At 65.3% G+C, this 16,372-nt stretch carries 16 protein-coding genes; 3 read left to right on the forward strand and 13 right to left on the reverse strand.

Annotated elements, in window-relative coordinates:
• From AC4ELH_RS11845 to AC4ELH_RS11855, 3 genes are read right to left on the reverse strand one after another with little or no spacing between them, the layout of a single operon-like run.
• Positions 1-1,548 carry a carotenoid oxygenase family protein gene (locus AC4ELH_RS11845; RefSeq protein WP_498884575.1) on the reverse strand — a complete coding sequence of 516 codons (1,548 nt, stop codon included), beginning with the start codon at positions 1,546-1,548 and terminating at the stop codon, positions 1-3.
• 17 nt (positions 1,549-1,565) lie between these two features.
• Positions 1,566-2,213 (reverse strand): TetR/AcrR family transcriptional regulator, encoded by a 648-nt coding sequence (locus AC4ELH_RS11850; protein ID WP_448444238.1) that lies wholly within the window; start codon positions 2,211-2,213, stop codon positions 1,566-1,568.
• A complete protein-coding gene (locus AC4ELH_RS11855) occupies positions 2,210-2,665 on the reverse strand; it encodes a MarR family winged helix-turn-helix transcriptional regulator (RefSeq protein ID WP_064881290.1) in 456 nt (151 codons plus the stop codon). The genes AC4ELH_RS11850 and AC4ELH_RS11855 overlap by 4 nt, the downstream gene beginning before the upstream one ends.
• Positions 2,666-2,726: 61 nt before the next feature.
• Between AC4ELH_RS11855 and AC4ELH_RS11860 the strand changes: the two genes are divergently transcribed.
• Positions 2,727-3,053: an antibiotic biosynthesis monooxygenase family protein gene (locus tag AC4ELH_RS11860; RefSeq protein WP_448444241.1), complete on the forward strand. Its 327-nt coding sequence runs from the start codon at positions 2,727-2,729 to the stop codon at positions 3,051-3,053.
• A gap of 3 nt (positions 3,054-3,056) precedes the next feature.
• On the opposite strand, the gene AC4ELH_RS11865 is transcribed toward AC4ELH_RS11860, so the two are convergent.
• Entirely contained in the window at positions 3,057-5,204 is a 2,148-nt protein-coding gene (locus AC4ELH_RS11865) for an AAA family ATPase (RefSeq protein ID WP_498884577.1), read from the reverse strand.
• Between the two features lie 348 nt (positions 5,205-5,552).
• On the reverse strand, positions 5,553-6,359 hold the full coding sequence (locus AC4ELH_RS11870; protein WP_498884579.1) for a fructosamine kinase family protein: 807 nt from the start codon (positions 6,357-6,359) through the stop codon (positions 5,553-5,555).
• A 150-nt stretch (positions 6,360-6,509) separates the two neighbouring features.
• On the opposite strand from AC4ELH_RS11870, the gene AC4ELH_RS11875 reads away from it, so the two are divergent.
• Both AC4ELH_RS11875 and AC4ELH_RS11880 read left to right on the forward strand, forming a co-directional pair.
• A complete protein-coding gene (locus tag AC4ELH_RS11875; protein WP_498884581.1) occupies positions 6,510-7,562 on the forward strand; it encodes a PQQ-binding-like beta-propeller repeat protein in 1,053 nt (350 codons plus the stop codon).
• Positions 7,563-7,610: 48 nt separating this feature from the next.
• Entirely contained in the window at positions 7,611-8,348 is a 738-nt protein-coding gene (locus AC4ELH_RS11880; protein WP_110777075.1) for a hypothetical protein, read from the forward strand.
• Here AC4ELH_RS11880 and AC4ELH_RS11885 read toward each other — a convergent pair.
• The 8 genes from AC4ELH_RS11885 to AC4ELH_RS11920 are packed head-to-tail and all read right to left on the reverse strand — an operon-like array spanning position 8,311 to position 16,367.
• On the reverse strand, positions 8,311-8,997 hold the full coding sequence (locus AC4ELH_RS11885) for a YoaK family protein (protein ID WP_064881280.1): 687 nt from the start codon (positions 8,995-8,997) through the stop codon (positions 8,311-8,313). The genes AC4ELH_RS11880 and AC4ELH_RS11885 overlap by 38 nt on opposite strands.
• Before the next feature lie 16 nt (positions 8,998-9,013).
• Entirely contained in the window at positions 9,014-9,910 is an 897-nt protein-coding gene (locus AC4ELH_RS11890) for a mammalian cell entry protein (protein ID WP_498884583.1), read from the reverse strand.
• A complete protein-coding gene (locus AC4ELH_RS11895; RefSeq protein WP_064881336.1) occupies positions 9,877-10,437 on the reverse strand; it encodes an Rv1363c family protein in 561 nt (186 codons plus the stop codon). The genes AC4ELH_RS11890 and AC4ELH_RS11895 overlap by 34 nt, the downstream gene beginning before the upstream one ends.
• Positions 10,434-11,411 carry an RDD family protein gene (locus AC4ELH_RS11900; protein ID WP_448444253.1) on the reverse strand — a complete coding sequence of 326 codons (978 nt, stop codon included), beginning with the start codon at positions 11,409-11,411 and terminating at the stop codon, positions 10,434-10,436. Before AC4ELH_RS11900 ends, AC4ELH_RS11895 begins: the two co-directional genes overlap by 4 nt.
• Positions 11,408-12,052 (reverse strand): Rv1363c family protein, encoded by a 645-nt coding sequence (locus AC4ELH_RS11905; protein ID WP_448444255.1) that lies wholly within the window; start codon positions 12,050-12,052, stop codon positions 11,408-11,410. Before AC4ELH_RS11905 ends, AC4ELH_RS11900 begins: the two co-directional genes overlap by 4 nt.
• Positions 12,022-13,572 carry an MCE family protein gene (locus AC4ELH_RS11910; RefSeq protein ID WP_064881334.1) on the reverse strand — a complete coding sequence of 517 codons (1,551 nt, stop codon included), beginning with the start codon at positions 13,570-13,572 and terminating at the stop codon, positions 12,022-12,024. The genes AC4ELH_RS11905 and AC4ELH_RS11910 overlap by 31 nt, the downstream gene beginning before the upstream one ends.
• A 6-nt stretch (positions 13,573-13,578) precedes the next feature.
• On the reverse strand, positions 13,579-14,733 hold the full coding sequence (locus tag AC4ELH_RS11915; RefSeq protein WP_064881338.1) for a virulence factor Mce family protein: 1,155 nt from the start codon (positions 14,731-14,733) through the stop codon (positions 13,579-13,581).
• Complete coding sequence (locus tag AC4ELH_RS11920) at positions 14,733-16,367, reverse strand: virulence factor Mce family protein (protein WP_064881272.1); 1,635 nt, start codon at positions 16,365-16,367, stop codon at positions 14,733-14,735. The genes AC4ELH_RS11915 and AC4ELH_RS11920 overlap by 1 nt, the downstream gene beginning before the upstream one ends.
• Positions 16,368-16,372: the final 5 nt, after the last annotated feature.

Here is a 16,372-nt window from a genome sequence, read left to right on the forward strand (position 1 = left end):
CTACAACCTGGCCACCCGATCAGTGAAGGCACCGTGATAGCTCATCGGCAGGTGGAAGGGCAGCCAGGCCTCGGCGATCGGTCCGGTGTCGATGTGCGGCGCGTCGAACACCATCAGTCGGCTACGGTGCTGGGCCTCGTCATACCCCACGGTCAGCACCCATCCGTCGCCTTCTTCGGTGCTGCCCGGGCGCGGCACGAAGATCGGCTCGACGAGTTTGTGGCCCGGCGGGCAGTAGGTCTGCACACTGCCGTCGGCGTGGTTGAAACGGCCGATCCCCTCCCCGCTGCCCTCCCCGCCGCCGGGCACGGTCACGTAGGTCACCGTGTGCGGTTGGGTTGAGCGACGCTGATCGATCTGCGGGAATTCGCAACCCAATTGGGCAAGTGGTTCGGCCAGCACCCGGTCGTCGGGCGTGATACGGAAACGGGTCAGGCGCACGGTGTCCGGTAGGTCTTCGGCTGCGACATCTCGGTACAACCGCGCCGTGTCGCTACGGCTGTCCGCACCCCAGGCCTGCATCCCGCCGAAGGTCTCCGGGGCGAAGCGGGGCAGCTCGACCACCACGTCGGCGCCCTCCTCGTAGGCGTTGGCGTAATGCCACATGTAGAACGGGTCGGTCTCGATCGTCCGGACCTTCCCGCCGTCACGCGGGGCCAGGACGAAGTAAGACGGCTCGTTCTGCTTGAACCGCATGGCGTCCCAATAGGTTTGCCGACCCAACGCGGCCCAGGGGTTGATCCGCAAGGGAGACAGCATGAAGATGGCGTAGCGCGGGGTCAGTGCCATGTCGTGAATGAGTCCCATGCCGGGTAGCGGCACCGCACGGAGGTACCTGGTGACGCCGTTGCGGTCGGTCTCATACAGTCGTAGCCGCATACGCGGGATCGCTTCGCCTGCGAGTTCCCGCAGCCGCCTGATCTTCTCGTCCCGGCTCGGCGCACTACGGACGTGCCGCAGATCGAGGCGAGGAAAGTAGGGTTCGAACCCGAAGTTGACCCTGGAGTCCGTCGTCGCGTCGTAGGTGTAGTGCGCCGAATACGCACCGATGGGACCCTTCAGCACGCCGTCGAGACTGCACATCCCGATCGTGTTGAGCGTGTCGAGATCCATTCCGTGCGGCCGACCACCCTCCCACAGGGCGAGTAGTTGGTCTGCCCCGATCATCACGTTGGTGTTGGCGGTGTTGGCGGGTAGCCGAAACGCGTTGGCCCGCAATCCCCCTGGACGTTGGTATGCGAAGCCGCGCTTCACCATTCGGCCGGCGGCAGTGGTGGCGAGGTAGTGCTCGGTGCGGACGAACCGGTTCTTGAACCGGACGCCGTTGGCGTCGATCGCGAACGCGACCACCATGCCGTCGGCGTCGAACAGGCTGTCCACCCTTGACGTACCGATGTTCCAGCGACCCGACCCGTTGCGGTAGAGCGTTCCGGTCAACCCCGGCGGGAGCGTGCCGGTGATCTCAGTAAGGGTCAGGTCATGTTCGCCAGAGACGTCCTCCCAGTACCGCGAGGGACCGTCGACCTGAGGCGAGGTGGGCGCAGCCATAAAAGACATAGTGTCTTTTATGGCTGTCCGCTGTCAATAGCCGAAACGTCGAAGGGGCTGAACGGCAGTGCCGAGCCGCCGTCCCAGCACAGCTTCGTCAGATGCTCGACGAGTTCGGCGCGAGGCATCGACGAATCGCGGATCCACCACTGGGCACTGACCATCGCCGAGCCGACGATGGCCCGGGCCCACGGCGCGGCCGCCGCGGTGTCGGCACCACCGGCGGCCATGGACACCGTCAGCATGGCTTCGACGGCGGTGGCGAGTTCGTCGAATATCCCCGGCATCTCGTGTCCCCCGGCGGCATGCACGCTCAACGCCCGGTACAGGTTCGGGTCGTCCTGCATCCAGCCACAGAGGACATCGAAGAACAACGACATGCGTTGACGCAGGTCGGTCGACCCGGCGGCGCGGCGGGTGATCTCCGTAAGCAACCGATGAGCCTGACGCTCTCCGAGCGCAGACAGGATGGCTGCCCGATTCGGGAAGACCGCATAAACGGCCGAGCGTACGAAGCCGGCTTCTTTGGCCACCTCGGCGATTCCCACATCGGGTCCGTGGGCACGGATCGCGCGTTCGGCGGCGTCGAGCAGATCCGTGCGCCGCTGCTCGACGTCGACACCAGGCCCCGCGGGCCTGCCGCGCCCACGCTTCGCCGAAGTCACAGGCCAACCGTGGTTATCGGCACGACCGCCTCGAGGTTCTCCGCGCAACGCAACAGCATCGTTGCGAGTTCTTTCTGATCCTTGCCGGACAAACCGTTGAGCATGCCCTGCTCGACGTGGATGACCGCAGAGTGGGCGTGGCCCAGTCGACGCTTCCCCGCCGCAGTCAGCTGCAACGCGCGGGCACGACCCCGCTGGGGACCGGGCGATTCCTCGACCAGGCCTTCGGTGCGCAGGCCCGTCAAAACGTCCTGCAGCGACTGGCGCGTGACGAAACACAACCGGGCCAGCTCCGCGGCCGAGGCTTGCGGATGGTCGGCCAGCGCACGAAGGGCCGTGTACTGCGCCATCGACAACCCGGTGGAGCGCAGTGCCGCATCGCAATTGCGACGCAGGCTCTGCTGGACCCGCTTGACGAGGTAGCCGGCCCCACTTTCCACGTTCGGAGGCATGACAGGAACCTTACATCAGTGCTACCGTCGAATATGTAAGGAACCTGACATAGGAGGAATCGTGACGACCATCCAGCAGCACAGCCCCCACGCCACCCTCATCAACGTGTTCACGGTGGAGCCACAGCGAGCAGCCGAACTCGCCGCGTTACTGGGCCAGGCGACCGAGGACGTGATGCGTCACGTCCCCGGATTCATCTCCGCCAACATCCATCTGAGTACGGACGGCACTCGCGTCATCAACTACGCACAGTGGCGCAGTGCCGAGGACTTCCAAGCCATGCTCGCCGACCCCACTGCGCGGGAACACATGGCCCGGTGCGCCGACCTCGCCACCAGCTTCGAGCCGCACCTGTACACCGTGGAATCGGTGCACGAGGCGGGCTAGGCGTCAGGCGGCGTCTTTCTTGGTGTCCTTCTTCTCGGCTTTCTTCTCGGGCTTCTTGGCACCCTTCACGTCGTTGATCGCCTTGTCCGCGCCCTTCTGGACACCCTCGGCAGCCGACTGGATCTGCTTGCGGCCATCTTCGGCGAGCTTGTTCACGCGCTCCTGGGCGTCCTTGACTGCCTTGGCGGTGCGCTCACGCGCCCTCTCGGCCGAAGCCTTCGTACGCTCACCGGCCTCCGCGACCGATTTCGCGACCTCTCGGCGGGCCCCGTCAGCTGCGCTGCTGAGCTTCTTGACGCTGTCGCCCTCAACAGATTTCAGCTTGACGGTGTCCGTGCCGACCGTGGTCTGAGTGACGGCTTGCGGCTCGAAACTCGTCGTCTTCGTAAGGCTCTGTGTCCCAACATTGTCCCCAGCGTTACCGAGCGCCTCCGGAGTGAGGCTGTTCAGCGAGTCGGTCAGTGCCGAGAGATCCAGCCCGGACAGGTTCGACGAGCCACCGACGCCGAGCAGGCCCAGCAGGGTCTTGATGGGATTGGAGACCGGGGTCTGGCTCACCAGGCCGTCGCTGATCGCTTTCTCGATGCCGGTGACGAGGTTGTTGATCAGATGCCCGGGCACCTGTTCCCAATCGACGTCCGCCGGAAGGGTGCCGAAAGCGGTTGGGACGTCGGCTTCGTCAAGCGAGCGCTCATAGATGCCCGTCGTCGGGTTGTAGGACACATCGGTGTAGCCGAGGTTGACCAGGCTGGTGAGGACAGGGCTCAGCGCCGTGCCGATCGGATTGTTGAGGTTCGCCCCGGTCAGCAGGTTGATGACGTCATACGCCAGATACGTCGGCTCCAGCAGCGGCAGGCTGTTGGCCGGGATCGTGATGTAGATGTTGAGCTTGGGGCCCAGCTGAGGGTTGTCCCCGGGATCCTGCAGATAGTCGGTGACGTCGGCGCCGAGCTGCGAAACAACTTGGTCGATCAGCACCGTGCTGAGGGTGTCGAGCGACTGGTTCCGCAAGATGTAGGTCGGGAACAGGCCTGCCGCAACATTGTTCGCCATCGTGAACGGGTTGGGCCAGGCGGCGAAGTCCGAGAGCGGCAGGTACTCGGCGGTGGCGTCGATCTTGATCGGAATGAGATTCGCGCCGCCCGGAGTGAGCCCGAACAACGGGATGTCACCGACCACGGGGATGCCCGAGACGATGCTGGTCCCGCTGCTCTGCACCTGGGTATCGGGTGTCACGGTGTCGATCCCGAGCAGTCCGAAAAGCGGATACGCCCGCGCCAGAATGCCGCCGTTGGCCCGGCCGGGGTTGTCGATCAGGATCATCGGCAGGATGGTGAAACTGCCGAGCAGGGGGTTGGTTCCGGTGTAGTTGGCACCACCGGGTTGGTTCGGCAGATCATCGACCACCTGTTGGTAGGCCGCGCCGGCCGCGAACGCACCGAAGCCCCAGCCGGCCACGACCGGGATGCGCACATCGGCGGCATTCGTACTCAGCGGTGGCAGCGTGATGCCGAGCAACGCGAGCGCAGCTTTGAGGCTGTCGAACTTGAGGCCACTCGTCGGCAGACCGAGCGCCTTGAAGATCGAGTCGAGGCTGACATCGAGGTATGGCGTGTTGTTGATCTCGTCGGCCACCGAGTTCGGGAACGACGGCACCCACCCGAGGTCCACCCCAAGCAGACGGATGAGCGTGAAAAGGCCGCCGGTGGTGATCACGTTGACCCCGGCCGAGGACAACGGATCGCTGAGGTCGATTCCCAAAAGGGCTTCCACGTCGACCGGCAGTGCGCCCAGTGCCCCACCCAAGACGCCGTTGAGCGCGTCCTTGGTGGGGGTGGTCGGATCGATCCCCGCGGCCTGTAGGAGGGCCAGCAGATTGAAGTTGTCGACGAATGCCGTTTCCACCTGCGCGCCGACGGTCTGGAACTGGTTGTACACCTGAGTTCCGAAGCCACCCGTGAGGTCCGGGATCTGGTCGGGCGGCGGGAAGATCTGCACCCCGGATTGCAGCCGAAGGTCACGCTGGACCGCAGCGGCCTGGGCGGGTGGCGGTGCAACGCCCACCGTAAGCGCGGTTACCGTTGCGGTTGCCGCCCCGAGGGTCGCCACCCTCGTGACGCGCCGCCGCTGCCTACGGTGCTTAACTGCCATCTGACCAGTCCTTTCGGCCACCTTCTCAGGTTTATCTCAGGCAACTTAACACTAATGTGACCTTTGTCACTGAATTGCTGGAGAAATTTCACTGTTCTCCTTCGCAATTTGTCGCAAACTTGTCGCAATCGACCCGACCGGCCTTGCGCTGGGCAGAGATATATTGACGCCAACGACAAGCAATCCTCGCATCCGCGGTGAATCACCCTCGCCAACGTTGCTGGACATCGATGGATGTGCGCCTTGCCGTGCGAAACACCCGTCGATATGTCAACTGGTTCCGATCGGCGCCGAACCCGCCTCGACCTGCGTCGGTCGACGCGGACAAGCGGCGCTCAGCGGTTCGAACTACTCGATCCGAAGTTTGCCGGCGAGGATTCGCCGAGCGGCCGCATCGGCCTGGCCCGCATAGCCGCCGCCGAACAGCACGACGTGGGCCAGCAGCGGATAGAGCTGATGCAGGTCGATCCGGTCACGCCACCCGTCGCGCAACGGCCGGACAGACCGATACGCCGCCAGCACGTCATCCAGGAACGGGAAACCGAACAGCGCCAACATCGCCAGATCCGTCTCGCGATGCCCACCGTGTGCGGCGGGATCGATGAGCACCGCACCGTCGGCGGTCCACATCACGTTGCCGCTCCAGAGGTCGCCGTGCAGCCGGGCCGGCCCGTCATCGTCATCGTCATCGAACGTGCCGGCGCGGCAGAAGTCCGCGACCGCCGCGATGGCGTCCTGCGCCCCTGCGTTGAGCCGGCCTGCCGCCAAGTGCGCCATCGGAAGCAGGCGCTCATCGGCGTAGAAAGTGCCCCAGGAATCGTGGCGGACCAACGACATCGGCAACGGCTGCGACATCGGTCCGAAGAACCCGACTCCCCCGGAACCGTCCGGCCCGGCCCCGTAGGCCTGTGCACCCGCATCGTGGGTATGGGCCAGCTGCACGCCGAAGTCTCGCGCAGCCCGCGCCGTAGGGGGCACCGAGTGCAGGCGCCGCAGCGTCAATGATGTTGCGTCGTAGCCGATTACCGGGACGCTCGGGACACCACCTGCCACCGCCAACCAGTTCAGTCCGGCGGCCTCTGCGGCGAAGAATCCCGCCGGCGCCGACACATTGCGTTTGACGAAGACGCCGGCCCGATCCGCGGCATTGGGCATACCGGGCAGGTTACCGGCGTGAACTGGCAGAATTTTCACCCGTGTCGTGGGGGAGATCGTTGATGCGTCTCATTTCGGCAGCGAGCCTGGGACTGGCGTTCGCCCTGCTGATATCCGCGTTGGGACTCGCCCTCACGAGTTGGCTCACGGGTGAGCCGTCCCCGGCTCTCGGCGCATGGGAGGAGTTCCTGCCGCCTGAAGCAAGCATCGCTGGGTGCCCAGACTCCCCGAACCATCGCGGTCGCCCTGTGCTGGCTGGTCGGGCTGCTGCTGGCGTCCGCCGCCATTGCCTGGTTCGTGGGCACCGTAGGCGGTGACGCGTCCGTTGCCGTAGGTGACGAAGCCGCCGGCGATAGGTTCGGTATCGACGCGCCCACTGGCCGCCAGATGTGGTGGTCCTCAGACCGGACTCTGGTCGACACCTACCGCCATGCCAGTGATCACCGCCGCCCACCGGGTCAGGCGTACCTGGTGGATGAGGATCCCGATGCCTTGACCTGGACACGGTTCGACGCACGAACGGGGACCGCGTTGTGGACCGCACCTATCCCCGTCACAGGTTGCCGGTTCCGGAGCGACAGTGACGCACGCCTACTCCAAGTCGTCGACCGGTGCCCCGGCGGCCAGGGCATGGATGTCCAGTTCGCCTTTGCCGATCCGAACGATGGCACCACTGCCTGGCAGGCGACGGTGCTACGCGGACTTCCTTACCCACAGCAGGATTTCAAAGCCCACCGCGTGATGCTGTACACCATGGAAGCAGGTGACGGGGCAACCATCATCACCATCGCCCCCAAAGGCGGGCCCGATCGCTCCGTCTTCGTCAACGCCAGACTGCAGACTTTTTCCCACCACGACGATCCTGCCTATCCGATCCTCACCACCGACGGCTCCGACCAGTTCCTGACCCATGACAACGACCGGGCCACCCTGCGCAACCCGAACGGACATGAACAGTGCTCGTTCAACGCCCGTCCCGCGAATGCCACCGGGCGCATGTCCCCGGACGGCATGGCGGTGATCCTGGACAGGGAGGTGGTGTTCGGCACCGACGACGCACTCGTGAGCTTCGACCGAAACACGTGCGCGCAGACCGGGAGTATCCCGATCTCGTCGCGCCCGGCCGCACTCATGGCGGCACCCGGTGTCACCCTCGTCGTCCGCACCGATGACACCGGCACATGGGTGGACGGCTATGCCTGATCGACGACGTTTCCTCGACAATCGCCGCCATCCGGCAAGATGGCTGCCGTGGGGATAAACCTGTTGCCTTCTGCCCATCTCTCGGACGCCGACGTCGCGGGGGCGCTCGAGAATGCCGTGGCCGTGATCAACCCGGTACTCGACATCTTCACCCGATTCGACCCCTTCGGGCTGCGGCGACGCACCCATCGCGAGGAGCCGGCCGAGGGCGCCGTCGGGAAGACCCTCGATGTCGCGGCCGCTGTGCTGAACTTCGCCGAACTGCCGGGCACCAAGGCCTGGGCCGAGATGGATCAGGACGGGCATGTGAAGTGGTGGGTGCATCGCGCCGGCGCGGTGACCACCATCCCTGTGGCATTCCCCGGTGCATTCGGGGTCATCGCCAACCGACTTCCGCTCCAGGACATCCTCGGGTTCTCCAACCAGGCCATCGTGTTGTGTGCGGTGGCCCGCGAGGACGGCGTCACCGACCTCGACGAGCAGGTGCGGTTACTCGGCGCGGTCCTGTGCGATCGTGGCCTCACCAACAGCCCCGCCGACGCCCCGGAACGGCCACCGCAATCACTGCCGGAAAAACTCTGGGACTTCGCCGGCAGCGTGCGGGCCGCCGGCGAGGAGATCGCGAAAAGACCGCACCCGCAAAAGGTTTACCGTTACCTCGGGATGCTGCCCGGTGTCGGCGCGGTGGCCGCCTACTTCGGGGAGGTCAATGCCCTGCGACACGCAGCGCACGAGGGGGAGGGCTGGATCAGCGCGCGTTCTCCGCAGGAGCCGGCCCGAACTTGAAGATCAACGCGCTGATGGCCACCACCACGGCCGCCGCAGCGATCACCGGCGCAACCGTGAACTGCGACACCGTCCCCCCGAGCACCGCACCGACACACATCGTCAGCACCACGCCGTAACGGAGCTTCTCGCGGTCCCCGGTACCCCCGGCCAATCTGCTGTCGAAGCCGAGGCCGACGATCGTCTGCGTCAGCACCGTGGTGCTCAGCTCCTGAATACCGAACTGTCGCGCGGTCGCGTTCTGGATCCCGAAAGTCATCGCAAGAACGATCAAGATGAGTTTCCGGTTGTCGTCGTAAGCCAGCACTCCCGTTCCGCAAAGGATCGAAAGCACGGTCAGCAGAACGACTTCCACACCCAACGCAGTTGTCAGCCAGTTCCGGACGTGGCTGTCGAGATGGCGCCGCAGCCGCCCACCCACCACCGTGCCCAGCACGAACCCCATGAACGCGACCAGCGCGCCCGTCACATCCACGCCGGAGTGCGGCACGAACCAGAACCCGAGGAAGATCACGTTTCCGGTCATGTTCGCGACGAACACGTGACCCAGCACCAACACACTGATGGCGTCCACGACCCCGGTCGCGAACGTCAACAACAGCAGGGCCACGACGGTTGACCGCTGTGTCACCGGTGAGGCGATGGCCATGCCTACATCCTCGCCGCTACAGCTGCGGAGACAAGTCCAATTGGGTCAACGTGGGCATCTGGGTGATGCGCCAATCACCATCGGTGCGCTGCAACATCAGCCGGAACGACAAATACCGCAGCGACGGAACGTTTTTGGTGACCGGACTGGTCGACACCGTGTTGGTGTAGACGATCGCGGTGGCCTCATTGCGGCCGATCGTCTCCACCGCGGTGCCCATCACCTCGGTGTTGTTGGTGACCTGCGCCTGCTTGTTGGTGGGCACGAGGGTATCGATGAACTGCCGGTACTGGGCGGCGAAGTCGTTGGACAGGTACCGCTCGGCCCGATCGGGAAGAGTCTCGATGTTGTCCGGGTTGTAGGTCCACAACGTCGTGATGGCATCGGCCGACGTCCGCGCCACCTGAAGCTTGGTGGCCACCAGCGCCCGATCGGCCAGGTATGGCTGCAGCATCGCACCGCCGAAAGCCCCGGCCGCCACGAATACCGCCGCAGCGCCTGCGGCGACGTACGTCAGCCGCTTGCCGGCCTCGCGGTGCGGAACCAGTACCTCGTCCTCGACCGGCTCAGCGTCGGCAGCGTCGATGCCGGCTTCGGTATCCGACTCCTCCGTCGGCTCAGGTACAACGTCGACTTCGGGTTCTGGCTCGGCCTCGGCATCACCTTCGGCCTCGGTCACGGCCTTGCGGCGCGACTTACCCGTCGGGGTCCGACGTTCCGGAGCCGGCTCGGCCGTGGCTGTATCGTCCGCATCGTCGGTGTCGTCGGCGTCCTCGGATTCAGTCACGGGCTCTGAGACCGATTCCTCGACCACCGCTTCGGCACGGCGACGCCGACCGAAACGCATTCTGCGGCGCGGCTTGTCAGGCTCGCCGGTGGTCAGATCACCTGAATCAGCTGGCTGATCTTCCACTGCTGTCCTTCCCAAATCGTCGTCGCAATCCAGCGGCTACCGCTTTCGACCACGGACTTGCCGTCCGGAGATCGTGTGCTGATCTTGGTCGCGACCAGCACGTCGGCGCTGCCGTTGTCGTTCCATCTCTGAATGCCGGCATCGAGCACAGCACCCTCTGTCGGCTCCGCGCGTGCCACCTGAACGACGATCTCGTTCTGCTTCTCCTGGAACATCTTTCGGAAATCACCGGTCGCCTGCTCTTTGATGCGATCGGCGTAGTCGTTGGCGTGGAACGGATCCAGCGTCGTATAGACCGTCATGAACTCACGCACGTAATCGAGCGCACCGGCACTCTTGATCTCGGCACGGCGGTCGGATTCGTGACGCACCAGGATCAGGCTGCTGCCCACGATGGCGGCCGCGATGAGCAGGGCAGAGAGCATCCCGACGATCGGCAGACCCCAACGGATGGGTTCCTTGGGCTCCTTCGGTTCGACGGCGAAGTAGTCAGGCTGACCCGGCTCGATCCGGCGACGCGGGCTCACTGTCCCCCTCCGCTCAGTACCGGCCGCTTGAGCACCGTCAGGTTGTCGACCAGCCAATGATCGCCGGACTTCTTGAACTCCACCCGCACCGTCGCGGTGATGAACTTCAACTCCTGCGGATTGGTGCCGCGTTGACCCTGCAGCGCCACCAGCATGGTCGCCGCATTCTTCGTCACGCCGGGTAGCACCGCACTGCTCACGGCCCAGTAGTCGTTGGTCGTCGGTCCGGCTTTACGCACCGCGTCCTGCTGGGCAACCAGCTGCTGGCGGTAGTTGTCGGTGGTCAGCGCCTGTGCCTTGCTGAAATCCGCATCGACGGAATCCACCCCGTAGCTGAGTAGTTCCTCGACGATGCGCGGCCCCTGCTCGGCGATCTGCGCGCGGGACTGATCCACGGCCCGGTCCTGCCGGTACACCAGCAGATAGCCCAGCCCCACAGCGATTCCGCTGAGCAGCGCAAGCGTCAGCAACATCGCTCCGACGCGGCGGCGGACGTCGGACTCAGGCCGGTCGACGCGACGCACCTCGGTGCGGGTCAGCAGATCGGCGAACGTCCGGTGCCGCGAATCCCACAGCGGCCACAGCCAGCCCACGAACACGGCCGCGGTATCCAGCAGATGCGCGAGATCGCGCAGCAGCAGCCGCCCTAGACCGGCATCGCCGGCCGAGGACACCACCCGGATGCCGAACACCGATCGGCCCGGGCTCCAGCCGGTCAACGCCGGCAACAGAATGCGATTCACACAAGAAACGGCCACCAGCAGGACCAGCCCGCCCGCGTATACCGCCCACCACAACCACTTGCCCAGGTCCGTGCCCTGGGCGACCAGCGTCGCCGTCACGATCAAACCGGCGGGCGCCAGCACATCGATGGCGAACGCCCCGGCCCGCGCCGGCCACGACGCCAACCGCACCCCGTCCGTTCCGGCGCCCTCGGCGGCCACCGGTCCGGCGTTGTCCAGCACAGCGGTCACGACGACGTGACCTGGTCGAGCCGCGCGACCTTGTAGTTGCCGTCCTCGGCGCGGGCCATCTTCACCCGCAGCCGATAACCCTGCTCTTCATCGGACTTCTCGCTGTTGGTGACCAGCACCCGCACCGCGACCAGCAGGTCCATCGACCCGTCGTCGTTGTGCTTCTCCACGGCCGCCCGCAGATCCGAAACCTTCACCTGCACGTTGGCGGCCTGATAGGCGTCGAGCAGCATGCCGCTGTAGAGGCCGGCCTGCGCGCCGAAGTCACCGGTCGCACATTCGATGATCTTGGTCTGGGCCTCGATCATCGCCTGGGTGTTGGGGGCCTGCGTGGCGGTCACACAGTCCTTGGCCGCCTGCAGGGCCTCGGCCTCGTCGCTGGCGATCCGTTCACTGTCCTGATGCGCACGCAGTGCCAGGTAGCCGCCGACACCGGCGGCCCCGGCCAAGACCAGCAGCCCGGCAAGGATCGCCGCCATCCAGCCCCGCCCGAGCCGGGAAGGCCGCGCTGCGGCCTCCTCGGCGTCCGTGGCTGAGATCGGATCAGTGATCTCGGTGACGGCCTCCGCTTGCGGTTCGGTGGTGTGGGGGTCCTGCTGGTCGGCGAGGTTCAGCTGGCTGGCGCCAGCATCTCCTTCCATCCGTCATCTCCTGGTTTATTCGAGTTGGTGACGGAGTACTTCACACCGCCGGGACCGACCACCTCGCCGCTGGACGGACTATAGGTGGCGGTCGAACCTGCTGCCGGAGTGTAGATGCAGGGGTTCGGCTGCTGTCCACTACAACTCACATTGCCACCCCGCGGCGCGGTCAGCGGATCGCTGCGCATCGCCGTTGATTCCGGTGGTGGAAGCTGACTTGCCGGCAACGGGTTCATCCCATTATTCACCGAAGGCGCGGGAATGACCCGGCCCGGATCGACGGGCTGATCGCAGCGCGCGGCCGGAGCCGGGCAGTTGCGGATCTGATTCGGGTCGCCGTACCACGGGTTGGTGCCCAACGGCTGGTAAGGCTCGTCGCTACGGCACTCCGAGGGCGAGGCGGCCCGCTTACCGGGCACATCGGCACACGGGTAGTTACGCGCACCACGCACCGCGTTCGGCGCGTCCTTGGGGATCTTGCAGTACAGGCCTTCAGGCAGCGGAGCCGTGGACGTGTCCGCGGGCGAACGCCACTGCGAGGCCGGCAGGAACCCGGTCAGGCACGGCGGCGGCATGTTGATGCCGAGACCGAAGTGCAGCAGGCCCTTGGGCGCGAAGATCGTCGCGGTCTGGGCGACGGCACCACCCTGGGGCAGTGCCACCAGCACCTGCTCGACGTTCTTGTTGTAGCGCTTGAGCATGTCGATGACGATTTCCAGGTTCGCCAGCGTCTGCGGCAAGGACTCCTGGACGTCTCCGAACACCGAGTTCAGCTGGTCGGCCGTCGGTGCCGCCTGCTGGAGACCGCCACGCAACGCGGCATCGTTCTGAGCGCTCTGGGCGGCCAGCGTGTTCAGGTTCTTGGCCCACCGCGAGATCGCGTCACCCGAATTCACCTGGCTGTCGATGATCGGCCCGGAGTTCTCCACGATGTCGTTGACCGCACCGATGTTGTCCTTGAAGTCACCGGCGATCGCCTGGGTGGAATCGACCAGATGCTGCAGTGACGGCCCGAGCCCGCCGACCGCTGTGGCCGTCTCGTCCAGCAGCGTCGCGATCTTCTCCTTCGGCAGCGCCGCCAAGCCCTTCTGCGCGGCGTCGAGCGACGGGCCCACCTCGGCGGGCACGGTGCCCTTCTGGATCGTGTCGCCGCTGCGGAAGTACTCCTTCGCGCCGTCCTTGGAGACCAGGTCGATGAACTGCTCACCGACCGCCGACACCGAGTGCACGTTGGCGCTCGCGTCGATCGGCACCCGGAACTGGTTGTAGATGTCCATCTTGACGTGGGCGCCCTGCTCGGTGGGCTCCACCGAGGTCACCTTGCCGATCGTGGTTCCGCGATAGGTCACGTTGGCGGTGGCGTACAGACCGCCCGAGTTCGGGAGATTGGCGTTGAGTTGGTACATCCCGACGCCGGCCCAGGTCGGCAACCGCAGGTAGACCAATGCCAGCACGACCAGTGCTATCACCGTCAACACAGTGAACAGAACGAGCTGCATCTTGATGAAGCGGGTCAGCAACATGTCTCACTCCCCCCTTTCCACAAGCGGGCCGCCAGGTGCGTCGTGCGGGTTCGGCGTGAACCGGACATCCGGAATCATCGTCGACGGATCACGTCCCCAGGCCTGTTCAAGCGCACGGAGCATGCCCGAGACACCGGTACCGGACAGGAACGCGTTGTCCACCGAGCTCAGCGTCAGGTCGATCGTCAGCGACACGTTGATGTAGTCGCCGCGCACCGCCTTCGGGATGTTCTCGATGTTGAACGGCACCGTGAGGATCAGCTTGAGCGCCTCGACCAGGTACGGGGCCGAACGGGCCAACTGCTTGAGCGGCCGCTGCAGGTTCTGCAGGTTGGTGTGCAGGTTGGCGTTGCTGTTCGACAACGTGTCGTCAGCGGCCTTCGACAACCGGCCCAGCGAGGTCACCGCGTCGGCGAACAAATCACGTGTGTCGGCGAAATGCTGGATCAGCGGCGGGAACTCGGTCAGCACCCGATCCAACGTGTCGTTGCGCGCGGCAACGATGTTCAACAGCCGGTTGGTCGAATCGATCGCCCGGGTGATGTCGTTGCGCTGCTGATTGAGCTCGTCGGTGAACGTGTCGAGCCGGCCCAGGAAGTCGCGGATCTGATCGGCACGACCGTTGAGGATGTTGAACACCTCGGTCTGGATGGTCTCGATGTTCGGGATGCCGCCGCCGGTCAGGATGCCGGAGATACCGGCCAGCGTCCGCTCGATCGTCGGGTACGCCGACGACTGCGACAACGGGATGGTGTCCCCGCTGCGCAGCATCTCCTTGGACGGGTCCTTGTCCGGCGGGTTGAGCTCCACGTGCTGCGAACCCAGCAAGCTGGTCTGGCCGATCTTGGCCAGGGTGTTCTTCGGCAGCTCGATGCCCGGCTCCAGGTCGACGGTCAACGTCGGAGTCCAGTTGATCAGCTCGATCTTGCGGACCCGGCCGACGAACACGTCGCGCACCCGCACCCGGCTGTTGGCGTTGAGCGCCAACGTCTCCGGCATCTGCACGTAGAGCGTGGTGCGGCCGGACTCGGTGCCCGGCCCACCCGGCAGCGGCACGTTGGCGACGCCGCGCCACTGCCCACACGAGGTGAGGATCAGCGCAGACGCCGACAACACCGCGACGCGTCTACCGACGCGACCCAAGCTACGTGTCTTCATTAGCCCTGTCCTCCGACCTCGGCGGGCAACGCCGGTCCGGCGGGAGCCGGAGCCGGAGCGGCCGGTGCGGGACCCGACATCGGGTCACCCGGGATCACACCCGGTGCAGGCACCGGCGGCGGTCCGGGCTGCGGGTACCACGGCGGCGGCAGCGGATTGGTCTCGTTGTACGAGTTCGGCGGTCCGGGCAGGTTGCCTCCCGGAGGAGCCCCGAACGCCGGCGGGGCCGGCGGGGCCACGATGTCCGGGCCGCCCATCAACTCGGACAACGATTCCGGCGTCAGCATCTGCTGCGTGGCCGGCTGCACCTGCACACCCTGCATGCCCGGCGCCACGGTCCAGCCCGGCTCATGGTTGCCGTGCGAGAACAACGTGTCGCGCGACCAGATACCGGGGACGGTGGTGTCCTTGTAACCGCCCGGCGGCTGCAGACGCGGATCCGAGTAGGAGATCTGCTTGGGCAGCGTCATCGCGGTGTTGGCCAGGTTCTGGCCGAACGGCAGGAAGTTGAACTTGATCGCGTCGAGGATCGGCGCCAGGTACTGCGCGCACAACTCGGCCGAATCCTGGTAGCCCAACCGGCTGCCCGCCTGGATCGAACTGCAGATGAACTGCAGCGGGTTGGAGAAGTTGGTCAGGCCCGGCAGAACCGGCAGACCCACGATGCCACCCTGATTGGGCGAGACGATGTTGAGCACGTTGGCGGCCAGGTTCGGGTAGGCATGCAGACCCGTCTCCAGACCGTTGCGTGGCTCGGGCTGCAGGATCGCCGTCGTCGCCTCCGACAGGTTGTTCACGTCGTGAGTGAGCACGCCGCCGTTCTTGTCGAGGAACTCACGGGTGGTCTTGAGCACCTTGTTGAGATCCTGCAGGGCCGTTGCCAACTCCTGATCGGTGTTGGTGAACGAGTTGGTGAACTGCGCCAGATCGTTGTTGAGCGCCACGAACTGCTGATCGCTCTTGTGCAGGGCGTTGACGAACAACGCCAGGCTCTTGACCACCTGGAAGAAGTCGCCGCGACCCTGGTTCAGCGTGGTCAGCGCCTCCGACAACCCGTTGAGGGTGCGGTTCAGCTGTTCACCCTTGCCCTGGAAGCCGTCGGCGAAGGACTCGATGATGTCGCCGAACGGACCCCTGGGCTGTTCGGCCGTCGGGCCCAGATCGTCGAGCAGACGCGTGATCTGGTTACGCAACTCGTCGTACTCGACCGGAATCTGGGTGTTCTCGATCGGGATCACCGCGTTGTTCTGCAACCGGGGTCCACCGGTGTAGGGCGGGGACAGCTGGATGACGCGCGAGGCCACCAGGCTGGGGTTCAGCACGGATGCCGTGACGTTCTCCGGCACCTTGTACTTGTTGCTGACGTGGAAGACGACCTTCATCTTGTCGCCGTCGGTCTCGATGCTGTCGATCGCGCCGACCTTGACACCCATGATGAGCACCTTGTCGCCGGGATACAGCGCAAGGACCTCGGGGAAGTACGCGGTGACCGTGGTGTTGGTCATCTTCTTGTACAGGCTCAGGCCGAAGTAGCCCAGCACCAGGGCAGCCACCACCGCCAGCGCACCGACGATGACAGATGCCCGTGATGCCTTGGGCAACTTGATGTTTCGAACGTTGAAAACTGTTGACATGTTTG

The sequence above is a fragment of the Mycobacterium shunyiense genome, assembly GCF_058270075.1.